The sequence below is a fragment of the Jatrophihabitans sp. sgz311053 genome (assembly GCF_056135305.1).
Window position 1 is genome coordinate 1,202,094 of the sequence record NZ_JBWAXP010000002.1, and the last position, 19,916, is coordinate 1,222,009.

Below are 19,916 nucleotides of genomic sequence, written 5' to 3' on the forward strand. Positions count from 1 at the left end.
TCGACGGGCTGCGGCTGCAGGCCTACTGCAGTGCGTCGCCCCAGGCCCGCAGCAGGGACGCCAGCTGCTCGCGCTGACGGGTCGGGAGCGCCTCGAGCAGCCGATGCTCGCGGGCGATGTGTGCGGTGAAGGCCTCGTCGATGAGCCGACGGCCGGCCTCGGTGAGCCGGACGATCTTGCCACGGCCGTCGACCTCGCTGGCGCGCCGCTCGACCAGGCCGGCGCGCTCGAGCCGGCCGAGCCGCTTGGTGGCGGCCCCGCTGGTCACCATCGTGTACCGCGCCAGCTCCGACGGGGCCATCTCGAACGGCTCGCCGGCTCGGCGCAGCGCGGCCATGACGTCGAACTCGCCCTCGCCGAGGCCGAACTCCGCGTACCCGGCGATCAGCTCGTCGCGTAGCCGGTCGGCGAGCCGGTGCAGCCGGCCGAAGACCGCCTGCGGGCTCACGTCCAGATCGGGCCGCTCGCGGCGCCATGCAGCCTGGATCTCGTCGACGCGATCAGCCATCCTGCGATGTTAGCTTCCATGGAAGCGATATAGTTGCTTCCGTGGAAGCTAAATGGCATGCCGTCACCGCGGTCGCACCGATCGCCTGGGGCGCGAACTACGTCGTCACCCGCGAGTGGCTCCCCGCGGACTCGCCGCTGTGGGGATCGGCGCTGCGCGCGCTACCGGCCGGGCTGCTGCTGCTCGCGCTCACGCGACGGCTGCCCCGCGGCTCGTGGTGGTGGCGGGCGGCCGTGCTCGGGCTGCTCAACGTGGGTGCGTTCTTCCTGCTCGTCTACCTCGCCGCGCAGCTGCTGCCCTCCAATGTGGCCGCCTCGGTGATGTCGCTGAGCCCGGTCGCGCTCGCCGGGTTCGGCTGGCTGCTGGCCGGCGACCGGCCCACCGCTCGGATCGGCGTCGGGGCGCTCGCCGGGGTCGTCGGCGTCGTGCTGCTCGTCGGCGGCGCGTCGGGAGAGCTGCCGCCGCTCGGCATCGCGGCCTCCCTCGCCGCCCTCGTCCTCTCCTCGGTCGGCGCGGTGCTGGCGACGCGGTGGCGCGGAGAACTGCCCGTGCTCGCCACCACGGCGTGGCAGCTGGTCGCCGGCGGCGTCATGTTGGCTGTCGCCGCGATCGCTGTCGAGGGCGAGCCGCCGCGACTGTCCCCGAGCGGTGTCCTGGCGATGGTCTTCTGCGCCGTCGTCGCCACGGCGGTGGCCAATGTCTGCTGGTTCGCCGGGCTGAGCCGGCTGCGGACGGGAACCGTCGGCGTCATCGGCACCCTCAACCCGCTCACCGGCGTCACCCTGGGAGCGCTCGTCGCGGGGGAGGGGCTCACGTGGGAGCAGGGTGCGGGCATCGCCCTGACCCTCGCCGGGATCGCCGTCGCGACGCGCTCGTCGGGCCGGCCGGGGGCGCTGCGTCGGTCGGGGGCGCTGCGTCGGTCGGGGGCGCTGCGTCGGTCGGGCGCGCTGGGCCGACCGCCGCTGACAGCGGCTGTCAGCGCGCAGGTTCCCGTGCCAGCGCTGTGCACGTGCGGTGCCAGCGCCCCGGTCGAACCTTCCCGGTAGGTACTCCGGCACCGCCCGCACGGGCACCGCCGCCCCACCCGGAGGGCAGCTCATGACCACCGCACTCACCCCGGCCGCCACCGCGGCCCCCGACCCGTCCGCGGGCTCGACCCGCAATCCCGTCCGTTGGCTCGTCTTCGCCGTCGTCGTCATCGCCAACGTCATGGACCTCATGGACGCGACGATCGTCAACATCGCCGGCCCGTCCATCCGAGCCGAGCTCGGCGGCAGTGACAGCACGCTGCAGTGGCTCAGCGCCGGCTACACGCTGGCGTTCGCCATCTTCCTCATCACCGGCGCCCGGCTCGGCGACATGGTCGGCCGTCGCCGGATGTTCCTCATCGGCTCGGCCGGCTTCACGCTGATGTCCGCGGTCTGCGCCGTCTCGCCCGACATCGCCGTCCTCATCGTCTGCCGCGTGCTGCAGGGCGCCTTCGGGGCCGCCCTCATCCCGCAGGGCATCGCGCTCATCAAGGAGGCCTTCGACGAGGACGAGATGCCGAAGGTCTTCGCCTTCTTCGGGCCGATGCTGGCGCTCTCGGGCCTGGTGGCGCCGCTGCTGGCCGGCGTCCTGGTCGAGGCCGACCTCTGGGGCACCGGCTGGCGCCTGGTCTTCCTCATCAACGTCCCCATCGGCGTCGCCGGCTTCCTCGGCGCCCTGAAGGTCCTGCCCCGCACGATCTCGCACCCCGGCATGAAGCTGGACGTCGTCGGCATGCTGCTGGTCGGCGGCGCGCTGACCGCGATCATCTACCCGCTCATCCAGGGCCAGTCCGAGGGCTGGCCGGCATGGACCTTCGTCCTGCTCGGCGTCGGCGCCGCGCTGCTCGCGGCCTTCGCCCTCTGGGAGCGGCGCCGCACCAGCGACCCGCTCATCGAGCGCAGCCTGCTCGGCAACCGCGTCTACCTCAGCGGCCTCACCGTGCTGCTCAGCTTCGGCGCGGCCTTCGGCGGCCTGATCCTCTGCGTCGGCCTCTTCGCCCAGCTCGGCATGGGCTTCTCTCCCGTGCACGCCGGGCTCACGCTGATGGCGATGATCGCCGGCATGATGGCCGGGATGTTCGGTTCGATGTCGCTGACTCAGCGACTCGGCCGACACCTGCTGCACATCGGCTTCACCCTCATCGCCGCCGGCACGATCGTGCTCGCGCTCACCGTCACCGGCACGCTCACCGCCTCGACCCTCGCGCTGTCGCCCGGACTGGCCCTCGTCGGCATCGGCGCCGGCTTCGCCGCAGGGCCGATGTTCGACTTCATCATCGCCTCCGTCGCCGACCACGAGGTCGGCTCCGCCTCCGGCGTCCTGGAGGCGGTGCAGCAGCTCGGCACCGCCGTCGGCGTCGCGGCGCTCGGCACGATCTTCTTCGCCGCCTTCGGGCCGCACCTGTCGACGCACGCCCTGGCCGTCACCGCCTGGGCCTGCCTGGTGCCGGTCGCGCTGGGCTTTCTCTTCACCTTCATGCTGCCGATGAAGGCGCGGGCCGACGCCGCCCACTGACCGGCGTGGCCCACTGACCGGCGTGGCCCACTGACCGGCGTGGCCCACTGACCGGCGTGGCCCACTGACCGGGCGCGGTCGACTTGCCGGCCGCGGCCCGAGCCGAGGCCCACGGACGGTCGCCCTACCCGTCCCGTGTTCTGCACCCGTATTCGGGTGCAGAACACGGGACAGAAAAATGCCGGCGCCGCAGCGCCTACCGAGGGCGCCCCGAGCCGGGCGTCCTCGGTGCGCTGCGACTCAGTCGTAGATGTCAGTCGTAGATGACGGCCCGGCCCTCGGCACGCAGCGTCTCCAGCCCGGCGAGCATGGCGGCGAGTGCCTCGGCCGGATGTGGCGTCCAGTCGGTGACCTCACGGACCACCCGCAGCGGCTCGCGGGTGCGGTAGGACTCGGTGGGATTGCCGGGGAACTTCTTGTCCGTGACGTTCGGGTCGTCCTCGAACGGGCCGGTCGGGACCACCTCGTAGACGTGGCCTCGGTCGTCGAGTCCGCCGAGCGCGGCGGCGAGCTGCGCGCCCCAGGCCGCCGTCTCCATCCGCGTCGTGAAGTAGACGTTCTTCATGATCCGGCCGGCCTCGAAGTTGGACTCGCGACCGGCGACGATCTCGTCACCGGGTCGGAGCTCGGCGCGCGTCCCATGCAGGAACGGACCGCGGATCTTGCCGCAGTTGTCGACGGTGACGGCGACGCGGGGCTCGGCAGGTTCGGTCACGGACCGCGACACTAGGGCCTTCGCGCGCCGCGTGCGAGCACGACGGCCAGCATCGAATCGTCCGGCGGGCGTAGCGTCTGGGCCATGGCGCGCCACCGTTCCTCCACCCCCACTGCCCCCATCGTCGCGGCGGGCCTCGTCGGCGGATTCGCCGCCGCCCGCTACAGCGGCCGGCGCGAGCTGGGTGGGGTCGTCCTCGCCGGTGCCGGCGCCTGGAGCGCGCGGTCCTGGCTGCGCTCCTCCGGGCCCGGCGTGATGGGCGTCCTGCTCGGCACCTATCTCGGTGCCTTCGGCGGCTCGCACGGGTTGGCCAAGAAGATCGGTGCGTGGCCGTCGGTCCTCGCTGTCACCGCGGTCGCCTCGGGCGCGGCCTACGCCCTCGCCGACCGCAGCGACACCTCGTTCTGATGAGCCCGCTGCGGCGCTGGCCCGTTCTCGCGGTCGTCCCGCTGCTGGTGCTCTCCGGCAGCCTGCCCGCCGACGCCGCCCGGCGCCTCCCCGTCACCGCCTACCAGCTCGCCGGTGACCGGCCGTCCCTCATCAATCGCAGCGCCGCGGCGATCTCGGTCGTCGGCGTGGACGGGGTGCTCGTCGCCGAGAACGGCGCGACGGTCGGGCGGCCGGACGCCGACGCCGAGAAGCAACGGGTGCGGGCGCATCGCAGGCACCTGCGTGCCGAACTGCTGGTCAGCAATTACTCCGAGCGGATCGGGGACTTCAGCGAACCCGTCGCGCACCGGCTGCTCGCCAGCGCGCGACATCGTGCGGCCGTCGTCCGCTCGCTCGCGGCCGATGTCGTGCGGCGCCACTGGGACGGCATCGCCGTCGACCTCGAATCGCTCTCCCGACGGGACACCGCCGGGCTCACCGCCTTCGTCCGTGCCCTGGCGACGTCACTGCCGAAGCGGGCGAGTCTCTCCATTGCCGTGATGACCTCGACCAGCCGCGCCGGGTACCGGGCCAACGGCTACGACCTGCGCGCGATCGCCAAGCACGTCGACCGGGTGACGTTGATGGCCTACGACCAGCACGGACCGTGGGAGGACACCCCGGGCCCCATCGGGGCCCTCGGCTGGCAGCGCGCCGGTCTGGCGGCGCTGGTTCGCGACGTGCCGCGTCGCAAGATCGAACTGGGCGTCGCCGGATACGGCTACGCCTGGCGACCGCACGAGAACGTCCAGCTGTCGGTGGCGCAGGCACGGTCGCTCGCGGGCTCGCGTGCCCGCTGGAACGCTCGCGCGGGGGAGTGGACGGCGCGGCTGGCCGACGGCTCGACGCTGTGGTGGTCGGATCGGCGCTCCTGGACCGAGCGCGTCGCGCTCGCCCGCTCGCAGCGCCTCTCCGGGCTCGCGCTCTGGGTGCTGGGACTCTCGGACCGACTGCGCTAGCGGTCAGGAGATCCGCTCGGCGATCGAGACGATGAGGCCCTCGGGGCCGCGGATGTAGGCCATCCGCCAGATGCCCTCGTACTCGCCGATGCCACCGACCAGGCCGTAGCCCGATGCGGCGACCCGCTCGACCGCGCCGTGCAGGTCGACGACCTCGAAGCAGACGTTGCGCAGGCCGAGGACGTTGGGCATGGCGTCGGGGTCGCCTGGCTCGTGGTCGGGGCGCTCGAACTGCGACAGCTCGAGCTTGGCGCCTTCGCCCGGCGCGGTGAGCATGACGATGTTGCAGCGAGAGTCCGGGATGCCGCAGACGGTGTCGACGAAGTCGCCCTCGACGGTGTCACGCCCGACGACCTCGAGGCCCAGGTCGACGAAGAAGGCGATCGCGGTCTCCAGGTCGGCCACGGTCACGCCGACGTGGTCGAAGCGCTTCACGAAGGTCACAGGTGCATCCTGCCCCCGATTGCTGTGACGCGCCGTCATACTCTCGGCGCGTCGCCTGCAGGCCCAGCTCGCCCCTGCCGTGACGGTGAGGTGGCACGATTCCCGCGGCCCGTGTTGATCCGGCCGCTCGCCGATCGACGCAAGGTCAGGACCGATCGAGGAGAGGTAGCGGATGGCTGAGGCGAGGGTGCTGATCGCGGGCGCGAGCATCGGCGGCCCGGCGCTGGCGCACTGGCTGCAGCGGCGTGGCGCCGAGGTGACGGTGGTCGAGATCGCCGACGGACTGCGTCCGGGCGGACAGGCGGTGGACGCCCGTGGGGTGGCCAAGGAGGTCATCAGGCGCATGGATCTCGACGCCGAGGTCCGTGCCGCGTGCACCGACACGGCGGGCGGGCACACCGTCGCGGCCGACGGGACGGTGCTGCAGACCTACCGCGCCGAGGACAACGACGGCGACGGCTACATCGCCGAGATCGAGATCCTGCGGGGCGATCTCTCCCGGTTGCTGTACGACGACACCCGCGATCACGTCGAGTACGTCTTCGGCGACCGGATCGCGTCGGTGCAGCAGGACCCGTCCGGCGTCGACGTCGTCCTGGCGAGCGGCACGCAGCGCCGCTTCGACCTCGTCATCGGTGCCGACGGCCTGCACTCGCAGCTGCGGTCGCTGGTCTTCGGGCCGCGGGAGCGGTTCGTCCGCCATCTCGGCATGGCGCTCGCGTTCTTCACCGTGCCCAACGAGTTCGGCGTCGACCGCTGGCTGCTCGACCACCAGGACGGTGGCCGATCGGTGGGACTGCGCCCGCTGCCGAACCCGGAGCAGGCCATGGCGTTCCTGTCGTTCCCCGCTCCTGACGGTGCCATCGACCATCGGGATGTCGCCGCCCAGCAGTGGCTCGCGCGCGAGCAGCTGGCCGGACTCGGTTGGGAGACTTCGCGCATTCTCGCGCATATGGAGGCGGCGCCGGACTTCTACCTCGACCAGGTCGCGCAGGTGATCATGGACCGCTGGTCGTCCGGGCGCATCGGGCTCTTCGGTGACGCCGCCTTCTGCGCGTCGCCGATGTCCGGCGGTGGCACGGGCATGGCGCTGGTCGGTGCCTACCTGCTCGCCGGCGAGCTCGCCGCCGCCGACTGGGACCCGGCCGTCGGCTACGCGCGGTTCGACAAGCGCATGCGCCCCTACGTCGAGGCGAACCAGCAGATGGGACGCCTGCACGTCGAGATGCTCACCGCCGCCGACCCGGCGCCACCGACGGAGGAGGAGATGGCCGAGATGATGCCGATCATCGAGGTGGCCGTCGGTGGGCCGGAGCTGCCGGACTACGCCGAGGTTTCGGACCGCCGATAGCCGCCAGCCGGGACTTTGTTCCCTCTTGCGCACCGACTTAGAGATTCGATGTGAATTCGACCTATAGTTCGGACGAATCATCGGGCGCGCCAGCGCAGCTGTCGGGAGTGGATCGTTGAGCAGGTTCGTGCGTTTGGGCGGGACGATCCGCGCCGATGGTGTGATGCGCATGAGCATCGCTTCCTTGCTAGCTTTCGCACTCTTGTGCGCGGTTGCCGTCGATCTCTCGGCTGCTGCTGCGGCGGCGCGGACATCTCCAGTCGCGACGGTTATCGATCCAGTCTCGGCGAACCCGTCGCAGATCGCATGCGCGACGAGCATCTGTCTGGTCGTTGACGGCACCGATCAGGCGAGGGTCCGCAGCGGCGGTCGATGGAACATCGAGACGGTGCCCAGCGGTGCAGCCGGGTCCGGCATGCTCGACGCAGCATGTTCCGTCAGTGGCATGTGCGTGGCGGTTGGGGGCAACGACGCCACCGTCCGTGCCACCGACGGGACCTGGCGGCGCTTCCCCGACGTGCTCGACGCCAGCACTAGCCAGGACGACTCCGTGACCTGTGCTTCCAACAGCTTCTGCGTGTTCATCCACGACTGGCGCTACTCGATCTTCGACGGAACCGACTGGACTCCAGCTGCGAACCTAACTTCGGACGACTCGACGGCGGGTCAGATCGATTCGATCTCGTGCCCGAGCACGACCTTCTGCGTCGCAGTTGACACGGTCGGAAGTGTCCTACGGTGGGACGGCTCGGCGTGGACCCTCGGTCGTGACGTCTTCGCCAGAACGAATAGCGCGGTTTCCTGCCCGGACGAGGCCCACTGCACCCTGGTTGCCGGCGACGAGATCCGAACCATGACCGGAACAAGCTGGCCAATCGCCAAGCAGATAGCGAACGTCGCACTGTCGTTGGTGTCCTGTGAGAGCGCGACGAGCTGCACCGCCGTTGGAGCGGACCTCGATCCGGCAAGCTCGCCGCGCGGCGTCGCGGTGACATGGGACGGAGTGGCGTGGTCCTCCCCGGCAGTCGTGGACCCCCACCTGGCGCCCGTCGGGCTTTCGTGTTCTCGAAGCGACTGCACGACCGTAGATCGACGCGGCTTCGCCGTGCGACGCGTCGACGGAGCGTGGGGCAAGCCGGAGCTCATCGAGCACGTCACTGGCTACATGACCGCGCTTGCCTGTGTCGGCGATGGCAGTTGTCTCGCCGTCGACGCCAACGGCAACGCGGTGCGGTCGAGCGGGGCGCAATGGGCGGCTCCACAGCTCATCGACGCCGACACGGGCTTCATGGACGTTTCCTGCGGCGCGGCGGACAGTTGCGTCGCCGTCGGCAGTGAGCTGCGTGGTCGTGGCTACGGCGGCGTCGTCGCGCGATGGGATGGCGTGCGTTGGACGACTGCCGACGAGGACTGGGTATCGAGTTCGGTTTCCTGCCCAACCACCCACTTCTGCATGGCCATCACCACTGACGGGCGCTACGCCACCTCCGGCGGCGCGACCTGGGTGGTGCGCAGCGCACCCAACACTCTCTACGGCGGCGTGGACTGCACTTCAGCGACCTTCTGTGTCTCCGGCGGCTGGCGGTATGACGGTGCGACGTGGACCTGGACTGTGCGCTCCGACCAGACCGAGCCGTCAAACGGTCAACCGTCGTGTGTGAGCAGCGCCTTCTGCGCCGTGCCGGATACCAATCACATGGATCTCTGGAACGGGACGGGCTGGGTACACGGGCTGCGGTGGCCTTGGTCCTCCGACGACCGGATCGACTGCCCGAGCGTCGGGTTGTGCATCACCGCGGGCATCGTCACCGGCATCAGGGCAGTGGTGGCCGGCCGGTTCAGCGAGCCCCTCGACGGTGCCCCGATGCCCGAGGGGGATCGGCTTCGCGACGTCGCCTGCGTCACGGTGAGTCGCTGTGTGGTGATCTCCGACAGCACGGCGACGAGCATCGTCCTCGCCGCGCCGCACGTGACCTCGCAACCAGCGGATGTCGTCCTGACCAATGGTGATGACGCCACTTACTCGGTGGCATGGACGGGCAGCCCGGCGCCGGCGATCCAGTGGCAGTCCAGTCAGGACAAGACGACCTGGACGGACCTGGAGTCGGCCACCAAGTCCTCGGTCACCGTGGCGCCGCGCTCGGCAAGGTATGTCCGTGCGCGTCTGCTCAGCGCAGCCGGCATCGTGTACAGCCGGGTGGCGACGGCCGTCACCGCCACGATGCCCGTGTTCACTATTCAGCCGATCTCGCACGGAGCCGTGACCGGTCACGCGACCAGCTTCACCGTCAGGGTCCGCAGCACACCGGCACCGACCATCGTATGGAGGCGCAGCCTGGACGGTGGACAGAGCTGGGCCGTCGTGGGGAGCGGAGTTCGGCTCCCGGTCATCGCCTCCCACGCCGCGCTGTACCACGCCACGGCTTACACGCGTGCAGGCGAGGTCGTGAGCCGAACCGCCAAGCTGACACTCTGGACCGCACCGAAGATCACCCGGCAACCCGCGGCGCGCGCGGTACGACCCGGCCGGCGTGCGGTATTCACGGCCGCGGCCTCCGGCTCGCCGGTCGCAACGATCCGGTGGCAGGTCAGCCGAGACCGTGGGCGCCACTGGAGCACGCTCGCCGCAGCGACGAGTACGCGGCTGATCGTCACGGCCACCCGGTCACGGGACGGCAACCGTTACCGGGCCTCGTTCTCGAATGTGGCTGGCATCGTCGTGTCCCGTGCGGCAGCACTCTGGGTCAGAAGGTAAAAGGGCGGTCATTTTGCGGCGTAGACACATTCCCCACCAGGTGCGGCGGGCGATCAAAAGGCTCGTGATCGACGTGATGCCGCCCTCACGGCGGCCCTCGTCGTCCTGACCATCGGTTCGACAACGGGGGCTGGCGGATTTACGCGGGTACCCTGGCAGCCTTCGTCCGGTTGCACCGCCAGCACAGCGTCTGCAGGTTCGTCGCCGTGGACATTCCGCCACGCGAGACCGGGATGATGTGGTCAACCTCGAGCAGCAGGTGGGGCTCGTCCTTCAGTGAGACGCGGCACTGCCGACAGGCGAATCCGTCCCGTGCCTTGATCGAATCGCGGAGCCTGGCGGTCATCAACGCCCGCTGTCCCGCCGCGCTCTTGCGCCAACGGATCTTCTGCGCAAGCGTCTCGACGAGGGCGTCGATGGTGGGGGAGTCGAGGGTGACGCTGGTGCGCTGTGAGCTGTTGCCGCCGGCACTGACGTACTCGAACGAGTACGTCGGGTACGGAACCGAGATCGGCGAGAGGGTGACGCCGACCTGCGCCATGAACTGCGCTTCGTAGTGCTTGAGAATGAAGCGAGGCGGATTGACCGCCTGCGTAATGCTGGCCTCGCGGGCGCGGAGATTGCTCACTGCGCTCTCCAGTCGTGTGATGTTCTCGCCTAGCCGCTCGACCTCGGCCAGGGTGGCCTCCTCTGCCTTGATATGGAAGTACTTCATCACGTACTTCAGTGGATCCGCGCTCGCATTACGAACCACTTGGAGCGAGCAGTTGTGAACGTTGCGCGCCCGGTACGTCGCGAGATTGCGGTCTCGCCGATAGTTCCACTGGCTCGTGTTGTGGAAGGTCGCGAGGTGCGCGTGAGCGCCGCTGGATGAGGCGCCCACCTGGAAGTCACCACGGTTGCGCAGATCGGTCGTGTAGATCTCGATGTCATTGTGCTCGCGGACGAAGTGCGCCAACGCCGCCTTGTGCGCCAGGAACTCGGGGCTGCCGAAGTAACGCTCCTTCCGGACGTACCTGACTATCCGAATGGTCGCCCACGCGGCAAACCAGAGGAAGAGAATTGCGAGAATCGTGCCCATCTGGCCCTCCGGAGGCGCGTGGCCGGCACATGCGGCGAGAACGTCAACGTAGCGGTTGAATGCTGCGGTTGGCGACTGCGGGAGGGGTTAGTCGATAGCGATCAGCACACGCCGCGAAATGTCTCGGTCATGCGGGGACAGGAGCGTTCGACGCCGCATCCGACGGCGCTCGCCGTCGTCAGGGTTCCATGCGTTCCGTCCCTTACAGTCGTCTCACCGGACAGTATGGGGTACGGTGCGCTTCTCGATACCTCACAAGGAAACGCTCGTGCCACATGTGATCGGCTCCGGACGGGGTGCCGGTGTCGTAGTCTCCGGCCATGAGCTTCGAGCTGGCCCAGGTGAATGTGTCACGGCTGCTGGCACCGCTGGACTCGCCGCTGCTGGCCGACTTCATGGCCGCACTGGACGAGGTCAATGCCGAGGGCGAGGCGTCACCCGGCTTCCGTTGGCGGCTGCAGACCGAGGACGGCAACGCCACGGCGGTCCAGGCCTTCGGCTGGGATGTCGCGGACAGCTACGGCGTCATCCTCAACCTGACCACGTGGTCGTCGGTGGAGGCCCTGGCCGACTTCGTCTTCTCGGGACGCCACCTGCAGGTGATGCGCCGTCGGCGGACGTGGTTCCAGCGGGCCGCCGAACCGATGACCGCGCTCTGGTGGGTGCCGGCGGGCTACCGTCCGACCACCGCTGATGCCGAGGAGCGGGTGCGTCACCTGCGCCGTCACGGCCCCACCGCCGAGGCCTTCACCTTTCAGGCACCGTTCCCGAATCCCGGGCTGCCGAACGCTTCCGTGCGGGTCGAGGACGGCTGGCACTGCCCGCTCTGAACGCCTGAGCTGACAACCTGCGACCTTCAGGCGCCGGGGTCGGTGAGGACGTCGCGCCATGAGTGCTGCGGCTCGAAACCGACCAGCTCGCGCGCCTTGTCGATGGCGTAGAAGGTCTCGTCGCGCCCCAACTCGCGGCGGACCTCGACATCGTCGTAGAAGCGGCCGATGATCTCGTCGGTGGTGGCGGCGACGGACATGTCGGCGTTGGCGACGTTGAAGACCTCGTACCCGAGACCGTCGGTCTGCAGGCAGCGGTGCACCATCTGGCCCAGGTCGCGGACGTCGATGTAGGCGAAGAGGTTGCGCCGCCGCAGCGACGGGTCGGCGAGGAAGGCGGGGAACATCTCGGCGTACTCGTGCGGCTCGATGACGTTGTTGATACGCAGGCCGTAGATGTCGGAGCCACTTCGGGCGTGGAAGGAGCGGGCCGTCGTCTCGCTCGCCACCTTGGACATCGCGTACGAGTCCTCGGGGACGGTCGGGTGCTCCTCGTCCACCGGGATGTACAGCGGTTTGCGCTGGCCTTGCGCAAAACAGACGCCGTACGTCGTCTCGGACGAGGCGAAGATGATCTTGCCGATGCCGAGCCGGGTGGCCGCCTCGAGGACGTTGTAGGTGCTGAGCACGTTCGTGGCGTAGGTCGCCGAGTCGGGTCGCAGCAGGATCGCCGGGATGGCGGCGAAGTGGACCACCGCGTCGTAGCTCGGCTTGCGGGGCAGGTCCAGCTCGGCGTGCGTGGCCGTTCCCGCCAACGCGGAGTACGTCTCACCGGCGTCGGTGAGGTCGACGCGAAGATCGGCAACGTCGGGGTGCCCGAGCGGGGCGAGGTCGGCGTTGGTGACCTGATGGCCCTGCTCGGCGAGATAGGGGGCGACGTGTTTGCCGGCCTTGCCGCTGCCGCCGGTGAAGAAGATGCGCATGCTCATCGTCCTACCCGGGGCGGTGCGGCGGACAGCGCCCGGGGGTGGCTAACTCTTGGCGGCAGACGCTGCGCGCTTCGGCGCGGCAGAGGCAACCTTGCGGACCGAACCGCTCACGAACTTGCCGGACGCGGCACTGCGCTGGACGAGCGACGTCGCCGCCGCCTTCTGCGCCCTGGTCACAGTGACCTTCTTGGGCGTCGCCATCGTCCGCTCCTCCTGAGCTTCGAGACGCCGGGCTGCGCTGCTCGGGATCTGGCTGACCAACATGTCGGCCATTCCGCTCACCGACCTGGGACGCGAACGCCTTGGTACCGACGCCGGCGGCCGGTCGTAGGCCTGCCCTGGCATCAGCTTCGGACGAGGTCGGCCGAGACCTGCCACAGCCGAGCCGCGCTGTCGGGATCGAGGGCCCACTGCTTCACGCCGTGCGGATGGTCGGCCATCTCGGCGTCGTCCGGCACGGGGTAGGCCTCTCGGCAGTCGTCGAGGTAGTGCCCGCCCGAGCGGGCGAAGGCGGGATGAACGGCGGCGACGAGGGTGGTCGCGGCGCCCTGCGGGATCGTCTTGTAGGTGAAGACGCCGGCGGCCTCGGCCGCGTCCAGCGACTGGCGCTGCCACGGGGTGAAGTTGCGCTGCAGTCCGGTGGCGATCCCGCCGGGGTTGACGGCGTTGGCGACGATGCCGTCGTCGGCCCAGCGTCGGGTGGCCGCCACGGCGAAGAGGCTGTTGGCGGTCTTCGACTGGGCGTAGGCCTGCTGTGGATCGTAGGGACGCCGCTCGAAGTGCAGGTCGTCGAAGGTGATGCCCGCCCGCATGTGGGCCGTCGAGCTCAGGGCCACGACCCGCGCTCCGTCGCCCTCCGCGGCGCCCCGCGCCAACGCGTGGTGCAGGCCGTCGGCGAGGGCGAAGTGCCCGAGGTGGTTGGTGGCGAACTGCAGCTCCCACCCCTGCGCGGTGCGCTCCAATCCGCCGGTCACCAGCCCGGCGTTGTTCACCAGCAGGTGCAGCGGGCCGTGCCACTGTGCGACGAAGCGGGCGACGGATCCCTGATCGGCCAGGTCGAGGTGGCGTGTCTCGACCCGGTCGTTTCCGGTGGACATCCGGATCCCATGCGCGACCGTCTCGCCCGCAGCGGTGTTCCGCACGGCGAGGACGACCGCCGCGCCGGCCGAGGCCAGTGCCCGGGCGGTCTCGACACCGATGCCCGACGATGCGCCTGTCACCACCGCTCGCCGGGCGCTGAGGTCGACGCCGCGGACGACGTCGTCGGCCGTGCTCTGCGCGGTGAACTCGGTGGTGATGAGGCTGCCCATCCGACCACTGTACAAAATTACAGATCATGTTCAGTAGGTACAGTATGGTCATGGAACCTGACGGCACCTCGACGGACGACCGTCGTGCCGCCGTCCTGGACGCAGCGCTGCTGACCTTCGCCCGCTTCGGCTACCGCCGGACGTCGATGGATCAGGTGGCTCGGGACGCCGACATCTCCCGCCCCGGCCTGTACTTCCTCTTCGCCTCGAAGCAGGCCCTCTTCCGCGAGGCCGTGGAGCGCTCGCTGCAGCGCGATCTCGCCGCCGCCGAGTCGGCGCTGACTGCGTCCGAGGGATCTTCGCAGGAGCGGCTGCTGCGCGCCTTCGATCACTGGACCGGCCGCTACCTCGGCCCCCTGACCCGGGACGTCGCCACCGTCGTCGAGGAGAACCCCGATGTCCTGGGGCCGGTCGTCCAGCGCGCGCCCCAGCGGTTCGCCGAGCTCGTGGTCCGTGCCCTCTCGACCGAATCGGACGTCGCGGCCGAGGCCGTGGCGCAGACGCTGATCAGCACCTCGATCGGCATCAAGCATCAGGTGGACGACCGTGCCGCCTACCTGGACCGACTGCGCGTGGCCATCGGCCTGCTGCTGCCGTGACGGCCGAATCGGTTCACGTGAACCGATTCGGCCCGGCCGGGCCGCCCCTCAGAGGACGTCGAGCGGCTGTTTGCTCGTCGGTGGTGGGTAGTAACGGTCGAGCTCGGCGAGCTCCGCGGCGTCGAGCTCGATGTCGAGTGCCACGTAGTTCTCCCGGACGTGTGCCGGGGTCGAGGCCTTGGCGATGGCGAAGACCTGCGGCAGCCGCAACACCCAGGCCAGCGCGAGCTGCGCCGGCGTGACTCCCTTGGCCGCCGCCATGACCTGCAGCGCGGGGTCGTCGAGGAGTCGTCCGTGGTCGACGGGGGAGTAGGCCATCAGCGGCACGCCCATCCGGTCGCACTGCGGGATCAGGTCGTACTCCGGACCGCGCCGGGCGAGGTTGTAGAGGACCTGGTCGGTCTGCAGGCGGTTCCCGCCGGCCACGGACCGCAGCTTGTCCACGTCGTCGACGTCGAAGTTGCTCACGCCCCAGCGTCGGATCAGGCCGTCATCGACGAGTTGCTCGAAGGCGGCGACGGTCTCGGCGAGCGGTACCGAGCCGCGCCAGTGCAGCAGGTACAGGTCGAGGTGGTCCGTGCCGAGGCGCCGCAGGCTGGCCCGGCACGCCGCGGCCGTGCCCTGACGGCTGGCGTTGCGGGGGAGCACCTTGCTGACGAGGAAGACCTCGTCCCGGTGCCCGGCGATGGCCTCGCCGACCAGCTCCTCGGCTGCCCCGTCGCCGTACATCTCGGCGGTGTCGATCAAGGTCGGGCCGACGTCCATGCCGGTGCGCAGGGCCCGCAACTGCTCGGCGTGCTGGTCGGGGTGCTCACCGAGGTACCAGGTGCCCATGCCGAGCCGAGGAACCGGCGTTCCGTCGGCCAGCGTCACCGTGCGGTCTGTGGGTGCGGTCATCATCAGCTCCTTTCCGCAAGCCTGCCCCAGCGTCGCTGTCACGCCCATCGGCAGTCCTGCCGATACCTGGCCGTCACTCGCACAGCGATGAGTCGGGTGCCAGGGGCTGTCCGTTCTGCGCCGTGACCGAGGGGATGTCCACCCCCGGCGCTTCGGGGGTAGGCCGCCCGGGACCGTCCTGGTGTACGACCCGCGGCCGGTGAAATCGGTTCACGTGAACCGATCACGGCGCGTAGACCGGCGTGGCTCTGCTCAGGGGAGGCGGTGGCTGTCGAGGACGGCTTCGATGCGCGCCAGTTCGGCGCGCAGCTCCTCGGCGCGGGCCTCGGCCTCGACACGCGCGGCGTCGTTGACGGCGGCCACTGCTTCCTCAAGCGAGGGGACGTCGAGCAGGCCGGCGACCGCGGAGACGACCCCGGGGTTGACGTCGATGTTCTTGGCGATCGACTTCGCGCCTCGCTGCACGCTCACCGCCCACGAGGTGCCGGCCGATTTCAGCGTGATCGTCACCGAGGCGCCGGGAGCGGCTTTGCGCCCACCACGCTTGGACGGGGCGTCCGGTGCGGGCGGCCTGGCTGCCTTGGCCGCGGGCGTTGGTGTTGCGGGCGCCGGGGCCGGGGCGGCTTTTCGCGCTGGCCGGGCCGGACGCGCGCCAGCTTCTGGTTCCGGCGTGTTGCTCGTAGCCGGCGCCGTCTTGCGCGGCCTTGCCGGCGTCGCGCCGGTGTGAGTCTGGGCGGGTGACTTCTTGGCCGGCCGCTTCGCGGGCGCTTCCCTGCCACGCGACAGCTCACGAGGCGCGAACCGCAGGTCGTCCGTCACCCCGTCGACCTTGACCCGCACGGTCACGAAGTCCTCGCCGTCGACCGCCGAATCACCCACCGAGCGGACCACGCCGCTGTCGAACTGCGCCCCGGCGATCCGCACCCGCGGCGACATCCCCGCGGTCACCTCGTCGCGCAGCTGCGCGACCTGCTCGTCGGTCAGTCCTGGCGCCATGCCGCTCAACCTAGATCAGCCCGCCGACATTCTGGCCTGGGAAGTACCAAGAAGCGGCCGCTTGTTGGGTATCCGGATGAAGGTCGTTTGGCAATAATTCGCCGCGTAACAGACACGCCGGTGCGCTTAGGTGATCAATAAATCGCGTCAGCGTAGATGCTAGGTTTCCGGCCGCGCCATGTGCGACTAGCAGGGCGCACGCGACCCACAGGCAAAGCCACTCGCGATGTCGCAAGCGGGTTTCGACCACGCGACAACGGGAAGTTGGCTGATTGTGCGGCCGTTCGATAGTCTGCCCGCAAGTTGATCTTGCGCCTCGCGTTTCACGCGACCGACGTCCACGTTCGGGCGCGAGGGAAGACCAACCCATTCCTGCGACGAACACTAGGGCGGTCCGCAGGCAACGTGTAGTCCGTGTGTCCATAGACTCGTGGCGTCTGCAGGTGCCGGCTCTGACACGAACGTGGTTGTGGCTGTGGCGCTGCGACCTCACGCGGTACTCACACGGACACGCCCTGGCCATCCACGCGTTCTGCCCGGACCGCAACACTCCCGTGCTGGTCGAATTGAATTGGGGCCCACTTGAGGCGGTCGCGGCACTCGGACGCCGGGCATGCGAGATAGATGGCATGAAGTATTGCATCGATCAAGCCCGACCCGACAGGATGTACTGTGCGGCAGCAGGAAGACAGGTATGGGATCAACCATGGGTCCGAGGTAGCCCGACGCGTCGTTGCTGACTGGGCCGAAAAACTACAGAAAGCGATCGGAATGACCTCGTATCAGCAGAGTCCTCTGTATGCAGAAACTTTCGGAAATTCTGACGGTTCCCAAAAGGAGAACGTCGACCGTCTTGTTGCTGCGTTTGAGCAATTCCGCCGCCACGTTAAGCCGCTCGCGGCTGAGATCGCTTTAAGTGTTCCCGGATACACGGACCATTCAGTGACCCACTCCGACGCACTTTGGGACATGGCCGGAATGTTGATGGGTGATGGACTAAAACTAAACCCAGCTGAAGGTTTTGTATTAGGGGGCGCTTTCCTGGTTCACGATCTTGGAATGGGCCTCGCAGCATATCAGGAGGGGCTTGCGGGGATCGTCAACTCCGAGGCTTGGAAAGATTTGCTCTGGTCTCGCGCTCCATACCAGGCCGAGGAAATTCAGGCCGATATGGAAAGGGATGTCGAGGCGAATCCGACGTGGGACGGGCTCACAAGTCAGTTAGGAAAAACACTGCTGACTCTTCACTTGAGGGAAGCGCACGCCCTGCAAGCGGCGAAAGTGCTGGGCCAGCAGTGGCAACTCTCTAGCGGTGAGCCATTCTTTCTTCTAGCTGACACAGAGCTTCGCCACTGGTACGGCGATGTAATCGGCAAGATTGGTCGTAGTCATTGGCTCGGCGTCAACGAACTGGTTGATTATCTCCCGCACGAGATGGGTGCGCCCTCGGGCTTTCCCGTTGAGTGGTCGGTCAGTCCGGTAAAGCTTGCCTGCGCACTTAGGCTGGCCGACGCTGCTCAGGTTGATGCGCGTCGGGCCGAACCTTTGCACACTCCCTTCCGTCAGCCCCAAGGCGAGTCTCGTGATCACTGGCTATTCCAAGAACGCATGCTTCATCCGCGAATGAGGGGCGACCGCCTCGTCTACACAAGTGTTGGGGAATTCGGTGTCGAGAACGCTGATGCGTGGTGGCTTGCCTTCGACGCAATCCAGATGATCGACCGTGAGCTTCGGATGGTTGACGCCCTATGTGCGGACATAGGGTTACCGCGTTTCGCGGCGAGAGGTGTAGCAGGCGCTGAAGACCCTTTGCGCTTCGCGACCTTCGTGTCTCCTGGTGATTGGGAGCCCATTGACGCCCGCCCGCAAATTCCGAACGCACCCTATGTCATTCGATCTTTGGGTGGGTCGGCCCTTTATGGAGGCAATTCAACGGTTGCCCTTCGTGAAATGCTGGCCAATGCAAGCGATGCAACTCGCGCTCGCAGGTTTGCTCACGGAGAGACTGAACTAAAAAATATTTGCGTTTCTTTCACGGAAGGAGAGCAGCAGGATTTTTTAGTGGTACGTGATTTCGGAATTGGAATGTCGGCGCAAGATATGGCCGACTTCTTGTGCGGCTTCGGTGTGAGCGGGTGGCGAAGTCAGCGACTTCGGGGAGAATACCCCGGCGCGCTCAGTCAAGGATTTTCATCGACGGGTCAGTATGGCATTGGCTTTTTCTCCGTCTTTATGGTCGCAGATGAAGTTAGGGTCACTTCGCGCGCTCTCCATGCCGGGTGGGAGGACACCTCCGTGTTGGACTTTCGCCACGGCCCGGACGGTCGGCCAATCTTGCGGCGGGCTGAGCGTAGCGAGCGGCTGACGGAGCCCGGCACAGAGATTCGCCTTACGCTTCAGGATAAAATCTTTGGAGATTTTGGAATAGTTGGACCGCATCGTGGTCACAGTGGCATCATGGCACAAATGCACCTAATTCGCAGAATAGCTATGATGTCTGACGAGCCTATCGATGTACTCCTGTCCGACGGTCAGCGGTTCGTCGGTATAGCCGGTCACAGTTGGCAAACTATGACAACCGATGAGTTACTCGAATGCGTTAACCCGGAAGATGGTTTCTCCAGGCCGCTAGCTACCGTTCGCTCCGATGCCCGGGCGTACCTCTCGAAGATGCTTGCGCCACTGACTGACGACAATGGACGTTGTATTGGCCGGTTGGCCTTCAATGCGGAGCGTGCAAATTTAGTTCCCGCGGCCGCTTACTGTGGTGGATTTTTTGCTAGCGACATACCGCATTTTTGCGGCGTAATAGAGGGTACGCCACTTCGTGCTGCCAGAGATCGCGTTCATATTGAGACTTCGGCGGCTCAGTTCTCGGAGTGGTCGTTTGACCAATGGAGTAGATCATCGCAGGTTCCACTCACGGATCGGGAAAAGCTGCAATTACAGGCTCTCACGCGGTCTTTCGGCTACCGTCATGAACCGGCTCCGATATGCATTGGCGCCGCGGGTTACATGAATGCGGGGGAGTTCGGAGAGTGGGTTCGTCACAAGTCGCAATTTTACGTTCACATGATGGATCCGAGTATGCTTTTCCCTCAGCCTGGAACAGATCGTTTAAGCATATTTCGCCTCTCGGATGGGAGCTTTCGTCAGGTTCCCGACTCTCTAATAATTGTCCCGGTGATTACCCGTAATCCAATGGACGGGCTGCCGATAGCTGAACCCGTCATCGATATTGCGCTTCCCGAGAGGACCTTGGAAGCGGTTTTCGTCCCGGAAGTATGGTGGCAAAATTATCATTACGAATTAGAGGGGGATGTGGTTCAGGAGGCTGCAAAAGCTTGGAACGCCGATCTCGAGCAGACTATTAAGAGCCTCAGTTTTGACACGGCGCCCGACGAGGAAGTTTCAACAATGCTTCGCGATAGCGATTCGGATGAATCAGATCGAGTGCTCATTGTGCGCAAGCCCGGCGCATGATGTCGGGGCTACTGCGTGGCGTTGCCGATGCAAACTCGGCGCTCGCTTTTTCGAAGGTATGATTGATGCAAGTTGACCCTTCGTGC

18 protein-coding genes are annotated in these 19,916 nt (G+C 67.6%); 9 read left to right on the forward strand and 9 right to left on the reverse strand.

Annotated elements, in window-relative coordinates; all coding sequences use genetic code 11:
• Nucleotides 1-22 precede the first annotated feature (22 nt).
• Nucleotides 23-508 (reverse strand): MarR family winged helix-turn-helix transcriptional regulator, encoded by a 486-nt coding sequence (locus tag AC0NZQ_RS14595; RefSeq protein ID WP_474530603.1) that lies wholly within the window; start codon nt 506-508, stop codon nt 23-25.
• 41 nt (nt 509-549) lie between these two features.
• Here AC0NZQ_RS14595 and AC0NZQ_RS14600 point away from each other — a divergent pair, with 41 nt between their 5' ends.
• Both AC0NZQ_RS14600 and AC0NZQ_RS14605 read left to right on the forward strand, forming a co-directional pair.
• The gene (locus tag AC0NZQ_RS14600) at nt 550-1,554 is read left to right on the forward strand and encodes a DMT family transporter (protein ID WP_474530604.1); all 1,005 of its coding nucleotides are present in this window, start codon (nt 550-552) and stop codon (nt 1,552-1,554) included.
• A gap of 52 nt (nt 1,555-1,606) precedes the next feature.
• The gene (locus AC0NZQ_RS14605; protein ID WP_474530606.1) at nt 1,607-3,052 is read left to right on the forward strand and encodes an MFS transporter; all 1,446 of its coding nucleotides are present in this window, start codon (nt 1,607-1,609) and stop codon (nt 3,050-3,052) included.
• A gap of 253 nt (nt 3,053-3,305) precedes the next feature.
• Here AC0NZQ_RS14605 and arr read toward each other — a convergent pair whose 3' ends face one another.
• Nucleotides 3,306-3,713: an NAD(+)--rifampin ADP-ribosyltransferase gene (gene arr / locus AC0NZQ_RS14610; RefSeq protein WP_474531406.1), complete on the reverse strand. Its 408-nt coding sequence runs from the start codon at nt 3,711-3,713 to the stop codon at nt 3,306-3,308.
• Nucleotides 3,714-3,851: 138 nt separating this feature from the next.
• Between arr and AC0NZQ_RS14615 the strand changes: the two genes are divergently transcribed.
• Nucleotides 3,852-4,175, forward strand: a complete 324-nt coding sequence (locus tag AC0NZQ_RS14615) for a hypothetical protein (protein ID WP_474530607.1) — start codon at nt 3,852-3,854, stop codon at nt 4,173-4,175.
• The gene (locus tag AC0NZQ_RS14620) at nt 4,175-5,155 is read left to right on the forward strand and encodes a glycosyl hydrolase family 18 protein (RefSeq protein ID WP_474530608.1); all 981 of its coding nucleotides are present in this window, start codon (nt 4,175-4,177) and stop codon (nt 5,153-5,155) included. The genes AC0NZQ_RS14615 and AC0NZQ_RS14620 overlap by 1 nt, the downstream gene beginning before the upstream one ends.
• A 3-nt stretch (nt 5,156-5,158) precedes the next feature.
• Here the strand turns inward: AC0NZQ_RS14620 and AC0NZQ_RS14625 are convergent, their stop codons facing one another.
• Nucleotides 5,159-5,599, reverse strand: coding sequence for a VOC family protein (locus tag AC0NZQ_RS14625; protein ID WP_474530609.1), 441 nt, complete (start codon nt 5,597-5,599; stop codon nt 5,159-5,161).
• A gap of 172 nt (nt 5,600-5,771) precedes the next feature.
• Between AC0NZQ_RS14625 and AC0NZQ_RS14630 the strand changes: the two genes are divergently transcribed.
• Both AC0NZQ_RS14630 and AC0NZQ_RS14635 read left to right on the forward strand, forming a co-directional pair.
• Nucleotides 5,772-6,950, forward strand: coding sequence for an FAD-dependent monooxygenase (locus AC0NZQ_RS14630; protein WP_474530610.1), 1,179 nt, complete (start codon nt 5,772-5,774; stop codon nt 6,948-6,950).
• Nucleotides 6,951-7,119: 169 nt separating this feature from the next.
• On the forward strand, nt 7,120-9,705 hold the full coding sequence (locus AC0NZQ_RS14635; protein ID WP_474530611.1) for an immunoglobulin domain-containing protein: 2,586 nt from the start codon (nt 7,120-7,122) through the stop codon (nt 9,703-9,705).
• A gap of 139 nt (nt 9,706-9,844) precedes the next feature.
• Here the strand turns inward: AC0NZQ_RS14635 and AC0NZQ_RS14640 are convergent, their stop codons facing one another.
• Nucleotides 9,845-10,786, reverse strand: a complete 942-nt coding sequence (locus AC0NZQ_RS14640; protein ID WP_474530612.1) for an HNH endonuclease — start codon at nt 10,784-10,786, stop codon at nt 9,845-9,847.
• A 320-nt stretch (nt 10,787-11,106) separates the two neighbouring features.
• Here AC0NZQ_RS14640 and AC0NZQ_RS14645 point away from each other — a divergent pair, with 320 nt between their 5' ends.
• Complete coding sequence (locus AC0NZQ_RS14645; protein ID WP_474530613.1) at nt 11,107-11,616, forward strand: DUF3291 domain-containing protein; 510 nt, start codon at nt 11,107-11,109, stop codon at nt 11,614-11,616.
• A gap of 26 nt (nt 11,617-11,642) precedes the next feature.
• Here AC0NZQ_RS14645 and AC0NZQ_RS14650 read toward each other — a convergent pair whose 3' ends face one another.
• From AC0NZQ_RS14650 to AC0NZQ_RS14660, 3 genes are all read right to left on the reverse strand, one after another.
• Entirely contained in the window at nt 11,643-12,539 is an 897-nt protein-coding gene (locus AC0NZQ_RS14650; RefSeq protein WP_474531407.1) for an NAD-dependent epimerase/dehydratase family protein, read from the reverse strand.
• Between the two features lie 48 nt (nt 12,540-12,587).
• Nucleotides 12,588-12,818: a hypothetical protein gene (locus AC0NZQ_RS14655; protein ID WP_474530614.1), complete on the reverse strand. Its 231-nt coding sequence runs from the start codon at nt 12,816-12,818 to the stop codon at nt 12,588-12,590.
• Nucleotides 12,819-12,889: 71 nt separating this feature from the next.
• Nucleotides 12,890-13,855, reverse strand: a complete 966-nt coding sequence (locus AC0NZQ_RS14660; protein WP_474530616.1) for an SDR family NAD(P)-dependent oxidoreductase — start codon at nt 13,853-13,855, stop codon at nt 12,890-12,892.
• Nucleotides 13,856-13,905: 50 nt separating this feature from the next.
• Here AC0NZQ_RS14660 and AC0NZQ_RS14665 point away from each other — a divergent pair, with 50 nt between their 5' ends.
• On the forward strand, nt 13,906-14,454 hold the full coding sequence (locus AC0NZQ_RS14665) for a TetR/AcrR family transcriptional regulator (protein WP_474530617.1): 549 nt from the start codon (nt 13,906-13,908) through the stop codon (nt 14,452-14,454).
• A gap of 48 nt (nt 14,455-14,502) precedes the next feature.
• Here the strand turns inward: AC0NZQ_RS14665 and AC0NZQ_RS14670 are convergent, their stop codons facing one another.
• A complete protein-coding gene (locus tag AC0NZQ_RS14670; RefSeq protein ID WP_474530618.1) occupies nt 14,503-15,351 on the reverse strand; it encodes an aldo/keto reductase in 849 nt (282 codons plus the stop codon).
• A gap of 252 nt (nt 15,352-15,603) precedes the next feature.
• A complete protein-coding gene (locus tag AC0NZQ_RS14675) occupies nt 15,604-16,347 on the reverse strand; it encodes a hypothetical protein (RefSeq protein ID WP_474530619.1) in 744 nt (247 codons plus the stop codon).
• A gap of 672 nt (nt 16,348-17,019) precedes the next feature.
• On the opposite strand from AC0NZQ_RS14675, the gene AC0NZQ_RS14680 reads away from it, so the two are divergent.
• Nucleotides 17,020-19,830 (forward strand): HD domain-containing protein, encoded by a 2,811-nt coding sequence (locus AC0NZQ_RS14680; protein ID WP_474530621.1) that lies wholly within the window; start codon nt 17,020-17,022, stop codon nt 19,828-19,830.
• Nucleotides 19,831-19,916 lie beyond the last annotated feature (86 nt).

What these genes read in the sequence shown, in the direction of transcription:
- AC0NZQ_RS14595 (WP_474530603.1), bottom strand. Translation starts at nt 508, where the DNA reads ATGGCTGATCGCGTCGACGAGATCCAGGCTGCATGGCGCCGCGAGCGG.
- AC0NZQ_RS14605 (WP_474530606.1), top strand. Translation starts at nt 1,607, where the DNA reads ATGACCACCGCACTCACCCCGGCCGCCACCGCGGCCCCCGACCCGTCC.
- AC0NZQ_RS14615 (WP_474530607.1), top strand. Translation starts at nt 3,852, where the DNA reads ATGGCGCGCCACCGTTCCTCCACCCCCACTGCCCCCATCGTCGCGGCG.
- AC0NZQ_RS14620 (WP_474530608.1), top strand. Translation starts at nt 4,175, where the DNA reads ATGAGCCCGCTGCGGCGCTGGCCCGTTCTCGCGGTCGTCCCGCTGCTG.
- AC0NZQ_RS14630 (WP_474530610.1), top strand. Translation starts at nt 5,772, where the DNA reads ATGGCTGAGGCGAGGGTGCTGATCGCGGGCGCGAGCATCGGCGGCCCG.
- AC0NZQ_RS14635 (WP_474530611.1), top strand. Translation starts at nt 7,120, where the DNA reads ATGAGCATCGCTTCCTTGCTAGCTTTCGCACTCTTGTGCGCGGTTGCC.
- AC0NZQ_RS14640 (WP_474530612.1), bottom strand. Translation starts at nt 10,786, where the DNA reads ATGGGCACGATTCTCGCAATTCTCTTCCTCTGGTTTGCCGCGTGGGCG.
- AC0NZQ_RS14645 (WP_474530613.1), top strand. Translation starts at nt 11,107, where the DNA reads ATGAGCTTCGAGCTGGCCCAGGTGAATGTGTCACGGCTGCTGGCACCG.
- AC0NZQ_RS14650 (WP_474531407.1), bottom strand. Translation starts at nt 12,539, where the DNA reads ATGCGCATCTTCTTCACCGGCGGCAGCGGCAAGGCCGGCAAACACGTC.
- AC0NZQ_RS14655 (WP_474530614.1), bottom strand. Translation starts at nt 12,818, where the DNA reads ATGGCCGACATGTTGGTCAGCCAGATCCCGAGCAGCGCAGCCCGGCGT.
- AC0NZQ_RS14660 (WP_474530616.1), bottom strand. Translation starts at nt 13,855, where the DNA reads ATGGGCAGCCTCATCACCACCGAGTTCACCGCGCAGAGCACGGCCGAC.
- AC0NZQ_RS14665 (WP_474530617.1), top strand. Translation starts at nt 13,906, where the DNA reads ATGGAACCTGACGGCACCTCGACGGACGACCGTCGTGCCGCCGTCCTG.
- AC0NZQ_RS14670 (WP_474530618.1), bottom strand. Translation starts at nt 15,351, where the DNA reads ATGACCGCACCCACAGACCGCACGGTGACGCTGGCCGACGGAACGCCG.
- AC0NZQ_RS14675 (WP_474530619.1), bottom strand. Translation starts at nt 16,347, where the DNA reads ATGGCGCCAGGACTGACCGACGAGCAGGTCGCGCAGCTGCGCGACGAG.